General features: G+C 67.5%; 6 protein-coding genes and 2 pseudogenes. 2 read left to right on the forward strand and 6 right to left on the reverse strand.

Annotated features, from left to right (window positions below):
* Positions 1–27: 27 nt before the first annotated feature.
* Positions 28–171 (reverse strand): annotated as a pseudogene (locus ACWGJY_RS17340) (IS110 family transposase); the annotation flags it as partial.
* Between the two features lie 108 nt (positions 172–279).
* Here ACWGJY_RS17340 and ACWGJY_RS17345 point away from each other — a divergent pair.
* Positions 280–354, forward strand: a pseudogene (locus tag ACWGJY_RS17345) (hypothetical protein); the annotation flags it as partial.
* A gap of 17 nt (positions 355–371) precedes the next feature.
* On the opposite strand, the gene ACWGJY_RS17350 reads toward ACWGJY_RS17345, so the two are convergent.
* Positions 372–1,319 carry an SDR family NAD(P)-dependent oxidoreductase gene (locus ACWGJY_RS17350; RefSeq protein ID WP_453261644.1) on the reverse strand — a complete coding sequence of 316 codons (948 nt, stop codon included), beginning with the start codon at positions 1,317–1,319 and terminating at the stop codon, positions 372–374.
* 108 nt (positions 1,320–1,427) lie between these two features.
* Here ACWGJY_RS17350 and ACWGJY_RS17355 point away from each other — a divergent pair, with 108 nt between their 5' ends.
* Positions 1,428–2,093, forward strand: coding sequence for a TetR family transcriptional regulator (locus ACWGJY_RS17355; protein WP_453261655.1), 666 nt, complete (start codon positions 1,428–1,430; stop codon positions 2,091–2,093).
* A 105-nt stretch (positions 2,094–2,198) separates the two neighbouring features.
* Here ACWGJY_RS17355 and ACWGJY_RS17360 read toward each other — a convergent pair whose 3' ends face one another.
* The 4 genes from ACWGJY_RS17360 to ACWGJY_RS17375 form a co-directional block, all read right to left on the reverse strand.
* Positions 2,199–2,636, reverse strand: a complete 438-nt coding sequence (locus tag ACWGJY_RS17360; protein WP_453261645.1) for a hypothetical protein — start codon at positions 2,634–2,636, stop codon at positions 2,199–2,201.
* Positions 2,633–3,352 carry a hypothetical protein gene (locus tag ACWGJY_RS17365; protein WP_453261646.1) on the reverse strand — a complete coding sequence of 240 codons (720 nt, stop codon included), beginning with the start codon at positions 3,350–3,352 and terminating at the stop codon, positions 2,633–2,635. Before ACWGJY_RS17365 ends, ACWGJY_RS17360 begins: the two co-directional genes overlap by 4 nt.
* 8 nt (positions 3,353–3,360) lie before the next feature.
* Positions 3,361–4,263, reverse strand: coding sequence for a hypothetical protein (locus ACWGJY_RS17370; protein ID WP_453261647.1), 903 nt, complete (start codon positions 4,261–4,263; stop codon positions 3,361–3,363).
* Between the two features lie 700 nt (positions 4,264–4,963).
* The gene (locus ACWGJY_RS17375) at positions 4,964–5,779 is read right to left on the reverse strand and encodes a class I SAM-dependent methyltransferase (protein WP_453261656.1); all 816 of its coding nucleotides are present in this window, start codon (positions 5,777–5,779) and stop codon (positions 4,964–4,966) included.
* Positions 5,780–6,004 lie beyond the last annotated feature (225 nt).

Below are 6,004 nucleotides of genomic sequence, written 5' to 3' on the forward strand. Positions count from 1 at the left end.
TTGCGCAGGAGTTCGAGTCCTGCTGTCGCGGCTGCGACCGGCCCGTTTGAGGGCGGAGCGGAGCTGTGCGCGGCTGAGCCGAGCGGCCTGTGCCGGAGTCGGCGCCACCTTGAGTAGTTCGCGGGCTTGGGGGCGGCACAGGCCGTTCTGCCATCCGGCGAAGGCATCCAGGCATCATCTGATGCAGATGTTCTTTCAGCAGGTTCCCGAGGGCGAAACCGCCAAGTACCGCCCACTTGGACGTATGCGCCCGCAAGCGGCCTGCACGGCGATGAGCGGATGATCGCCCTCGAAGCGGAGTGCGTGCGCCTCGTCGGTTTTGGCGCTGCCCGCTTGCGTCGCGACGGGTCGGCGCCTGCTACCAGCGCGAGCTACATGGTGGTGGCCGATCCGGAGGGAAACGGGCTCTGCTTGGACTCCGCGATGGGGAACTGTACCCCGGTGAGGTCTTCGGAGACGGCCCACAGCCGCTGCTGGACGGCTGCCTCGTACGACTGCGGGCTGGAGGTGACCAGCCGGGGGTGGCCCTTGACCTCGTTGCGTCCGCCGGGGCCGTAGTACTGGCCGCCGAGCGCGGCGGGGTCGGTGGCGGCGCGCAGGGTCGGCAGCGCGCCCATCGCCGGCGTCTGGGTGATCAGTGGCGCGAGCCAGGTGAGCGGAAGACGGAGGGCCGCGGGAGAGTGGCGCGTGAGTTCCGTGCTGGACATACCGGGGTGGGCGGCCACCGCGACTGTGGTGCCGTGCGGGGCGAGCCGGCGCTGCAGCTCGTACGTGAACATCAGGTTGGCCAGTTTGGACTGACCGTAGGCGCCGGGTCGGCTATACGACCGCTCCCACTGGAGGTCGTCGAAGTGGATCGCGGCCCGGATGCGGTGGCCGGTGCTGCTGACCGTCACCACGCGCGAGCCGGGCACCGGCAGCATCAGGTCCAGCAGCAGCCCGGTGAGCGCGAAGTGGCCGAGGTGGTTGGTGCCGAACTGCAGCTCGAAGCCGTCCTGGGTGGTCTGCTTCGGGGTGTACATCACGCCGGCGTTGTTGATCAGCAGGTCGATCCGGTCGAGCCGGGACCGCAGCGACGCCGCCGCGGTCCGGACGGAGTCGAGCGAGGTCAGGTCCAGCGCCTGCACGGTCACGTCGCCGGTCATGCGGGCCGCGGCCTGTTCGCCCTTCTCTACGTTGCGCACGGCGAGCACCACGGACGCCCCGCGCTCGGCGAGCGCCTTGGCGGCCTCGTACCCCAGTCCGGTGTTGGCCCCGGTCACCACGGCTACCCGCCCGCCCTGGTCCGGAATATTCGCCGTCGTCCACTTTTCACTCATGTCGGACCCTCATCCAATTACGTACCGAAGGTATCTTGCATTCGCGACGTTAAAGTACCTCCGGTACGTTGTCAACGTACCGGAGGTACCTAAGTTAGGCTGGTGATCGTGACTTTCCAGCGGGCACGAACCGAAGAGCAGCGGGAGATCCGCCGACGGGCGATCCTCGACGTGGCGTTGGCGATGCTCGATGAGATGCCCGTGGCCGCGGTCACCCTGAACGAGCTCAGCCGCCGCGTGGGACTGGCGAAGCCGAACGTGCTGCGCTACTTCGAGTCTCGCGAGGCGGTACTGCTGGAACTGCTGGACCGCCTCCTGCAGGAGTGGCTGACGGAACTGGCAGACGAGTTGGCCGCCGGCATCGACGAGAATCTGCCCATGGCCGAGCGAGCGGCAGCGGTGGCCGAGATTCTCAGCCGCTCACTCTCCGGCCGAGTGGTGTTGTGCGACCTCTTCGGTGCACAGAGCAGCGTCCTGGAACACAACGTCTCCGTCGAGGTCGTAGCACGCTACAAGCGCGCCTCCTTGGACCGCCTGACCACCATGACCACCCTGATCCTGAAGTACCTGCCGGAGCTGGGCGAGCACGCAACACTGTTCAGCCTGCAAACCATGCTCATGGCCGGCGCGCTGCCGGCGTACAGCACACCCCCACCCAGCCTGCAGGCGGCCTACCAGGCCGAGCCCGACCTCGCCCGCTTCCACCTGGAGCTGAAGGACTACTTGAAGCTGGCCCTGACAGCAACCCTCCTAGGCGCGCTACCCCGCAGCTGACGTGCGTCGCACTGGAACAGGCAAAAATCCCCTGCACTTCTCGCGCGCTCGGACGGTGGAGGCTGGGGTGCCCGAACTCAGCGAGCCGTGCATGTGACCTGATGCTCAGCGGGGGCCGCGAGGGCGGAAAGGTGTAACGGTGGTTGAGGCATCCTTGGCGCGTTGCTGCCGTAGGGCTTCGTTGTCATGGAAGAGGGCCGCGATCGCCGTCTGGGCGGCCTTCAGCTTCTTCTCCAGGAGCGTGCACTCCTGGGTCTTCGCGGTCAGGCGCCTCTTGAGGTGGGCGATGGCGGCATCGCGTTTCGCCTCACCGGGGGTGGCCTTGCCGCGGGCCGCAATGTGGGCGTCCCACTCGGCTGGAACGGCCTGAGCCCGGTTCATGGTCGCGCGGCTGACCTGGGCTTCTCTGGAGAGATTCTCCTTGGTGAGGCGACCATCGGTCCGCTGCGGCCGTCCCTCGAAGAAACGAGTCATCGCGGCTCGCAGGGCCGCGGCGATCTTGGGGCTGACCGTGTCCTCTGGAGCGTCGGTGGGTCGGGTCACCGGGGATCACCGGCCATCTTGAGGATGTTGCGGGTGATGTCGAGTTCGCGTTCGGCGAGGTCGCGGCGGCAGGCGGGTGTGGAGGGGCTGTTGATGAGCTCGAGTTGCTTGCGCTGGTGAGACTCATAGATCGGGAGGTGCTCGGGGCCGATCATGCTGTTGGCGCATCGATCGGGTCGACAGCGTTCGTCAAGCGGGCCGGTGTGTCCCTCGGGGATGATCGCGTTCTCGAGGCAGACGGCACCGACGGGGTTGGTGTGGTCGGCGGTGCAGTTGTTGAGCATGCCGAATCGGATGTGGATCCGTGTGGTGCGCAAGAGGGTGTCCGCGGTGCGGGCGTCTCCGGTGCGGGCTTTGACGGTGGCCTCGATCTGGTCGAAGGCGTCTTTGACTCGGTCGGCGCCGGGGCCGAAGCCGATTTCCTCGCCTCCAGTGTGGCGCTCGTAAAGGTCCTTGATCTTGCGGAACTTGACGTTGCCGAGGGCATCTCCGAGGTATGTGGCCCACTCGGAATCGGATGCGGCATAGCTTCGGGTGGTGGCGTTAGCCAGGGCTCGCTTGGCGAGGTGTTTGAGCTGAATGCCCGTAGCGATCTCGGAGCCGGGGAACTGGTCGGTGAGCATCGCCATCGTCCGGGGGAACATGTGTGGCCGGAGATACGTGAGGGGGATCTCGTCGAGTCCCGTCCACTCGCGGTGGGAGTTGACGAGTCTCATGAACGACTTCAGCAACTTGACGCCGTTGATGGCGCCGTCGAAGCCTGCGCCCGGTCCGACAGCGGCAAAGACGCGTTCATCGTGGGAGGAGACGGCCTCGGCGACCGCAAGTGCCTCGACGAGGGGTTCAGCGATCCACCAGTGCTTGCCGGGGCGGCTGGTGGTGCCCTTGATCTTCGAGGAGGAGATGGCAGAGTGCTGTAGTGCTCGACGACAGGTGCCCGCAGGATCTCCTGAATCTCGGAGTCGCGCATCATCGACAAGCCGACGACCAGCACGAATGCCGCATCGCGCAGAGCCAGTTTCAGGTCCCTCAAGCCGCGCGGGTCGATTCCGTGATGCCATGGGCCGGTGCTACCGTCCGGCCGAATGACTTGCGCGAGGTCGCCCACCAGCGCATGGGACGTAATTCGCCGTGCGGCAACTACCTCCAGGACGAGGGCACGTCGCCGCAGCCGGGCCTTGGCAGTGTTGCTGAGGGAGTCGGAGAACGCCGAACGGTGAACCGCGTTGTAGCCGAGAAGGAGCGTGAGGAGGCTCCAGTTCACGTGGGGGACCAGATCACACGAAGGCACGGTGTGAATGGGGACCTTGTCCTGTGGGTCGGCGAGCCACTCCTCGAGCCGCGCGTCGAGACCGGACGACATCGGATTCGCGGCGGCGAGAAGCTCTTCATGGCGGCGGTCGGCGCGCATGATGTCGGGGGCGAAGTCGTGGATGTAGGCCCAGGCCGCGCGGATCAGCGGGAACCAAGTTCCCGGCGGAACGACGGGAGTGCTGAGCTTGGTCTTGCCGCTGACCTCGGCGACCTGGCGAGCGCTCTGCCCGGGCCATGGGTCCTCGGCCGGCCAGGGCAGGCTGAGCGCGGGGACGGCTGCCGCGAGGCTCTTGATTGTCCGCCCGGCGTCCACGCGACCGCCACCACTATGAGCACGGGGACCTGGGCCGCTCTCTCGCGAGGGCTCGGAGCCAGGAAGACGTAAGGCGTCATGTCCCAATGCTTAAGTACGGTTCGTGCGCCGCTCTCAGTGGAGGCTTCGTCAGCCGGGGTCCAGGAAGGCGTCACAGTCCCGCACTCGAACAGCCCGGCAGTGCTCCGAGAAGCCTCACCGGTGCCGTTACCAAGGAATTAGGGCTTGTAGTCATCGAGCCTGGTCGCACGGCTTTGCCACTGCCCGGTGAACATCTTCTCCGCAGTAGCGGCACGGGAGAAACGCAAGAGCGTGTCGAGGGTCATCCCGAGCTGCCGGGCGACGGACCGCTTGCTGTGCCCGGCGGGCGAGGAGAGCGTGGATGGTGGCGTGCTTGGCGCGGGTGCGTGCGGCGAACCGGTGCCCTGTCGGCCAGGGCGACGCAGCTGGCTCCGCCTCTTCCTGCGGTTCCTCAGGCTGGGCCGGCGTGGGACGCGAGCAGCTCGTTCAACTGAGGCAGCACTTCGTTCACGACGAAGGACTGTCGACCACACCACCGTCCAGCCAGGCGATTTTCGGGCGAACTTTAGTGGTCGTAGGCGGTCAGTTTGCGCATGACTGGCTGGTCGCGCATGAACCTGGCTCCACTCATCAGGCCCGGCCCCCTTGGAATCGATCATCTAGGGAACCAGGAGGCGCTCTACCGGCGGACCGCCGAGATCAGTCCGCCGGGCCGCTCCTCGCGCCGCGGCGGGGTGCTGATCGGGCGGCCGTAGGCGGCAGCGCGCTCGCGCAGGGTGTGGCTGTCGGCCTCCCAGCCGTGCCCGGCCAGCCAGCCCACCGGGTCGTCGGGCATCTCCGAGACCCACATGGACGCCGCCGATCCCGGCGCGGCGTCCGCGCCGAAGCGCTCGATCACGCCGCGCGAGCCCAATGTCAGCCCCATCCGACTGCCTGCCGCCGACTGCGTGCTGATCCGGGCCAGCAGTAGCTCCACCGCGTCCTCGGGCAGATAGATCAGTAGTCCTTCGGCGATCCACGCGGTCGGCACGGCCGGGTCGTGCCCCGCGGCGGCCAGCGCGCCTGGCCAGTCCTCACGCAGATCCACCGCGACGGTGATCCGCTCGCAGCGTGCGACGGCCCGCTCCTGGCGCAGCACCGAAGCCTTGAAGTCCAGTGGCGCGGCGGTGTCGACCTCGAACAGCCGGGTGCCCTCGGGCCAGTCCATCCGGAAGGCCCGGCTGTCCATGCCGGCGCCGAGCAGCACGACCTGCCGGACCCCGGACGCGGAGGCCTGCTGCAACACGTCGTCGAGGAACTTCGTCCTGATGACGATGGAGAACGACACGGCCAGCCGGCGGCGTCGCGCGGCCTCGTCATCGGGCAGCGGCGGCGAGGAGGGCCACAGGCCGCCGGCGGTGGCGAAGGCCTGTGCCAGTGGGTCGCGGAACAGCGCGTTCTCCCGCTCGGTCTCCAGCGCCCGCACCCTGGCCACCCCCACCGCCGTGGCCCACACTCCCGACGGCTGCACCCGCTCCTGCTCATCAGTCACCGCGCCAGCCTAGATGATCAATTCCAAGGGGCCTGATGAGGGGAGCCGGCTCCATGCGCGGCCAACCAGTCATGCGCGCACTGACCGCCTACGACCACTAGGGCCTGTGTGTGGTTGTGATCAATCAGTTGCCTGCAGGAGGTCATTGACCCAGATCATCGAGGCGCGGAGGTGGAGGCCGGCGAGGTA

The organism is Streptomyces sp. NPDC054765 (genome assembly GCF_053612065.1).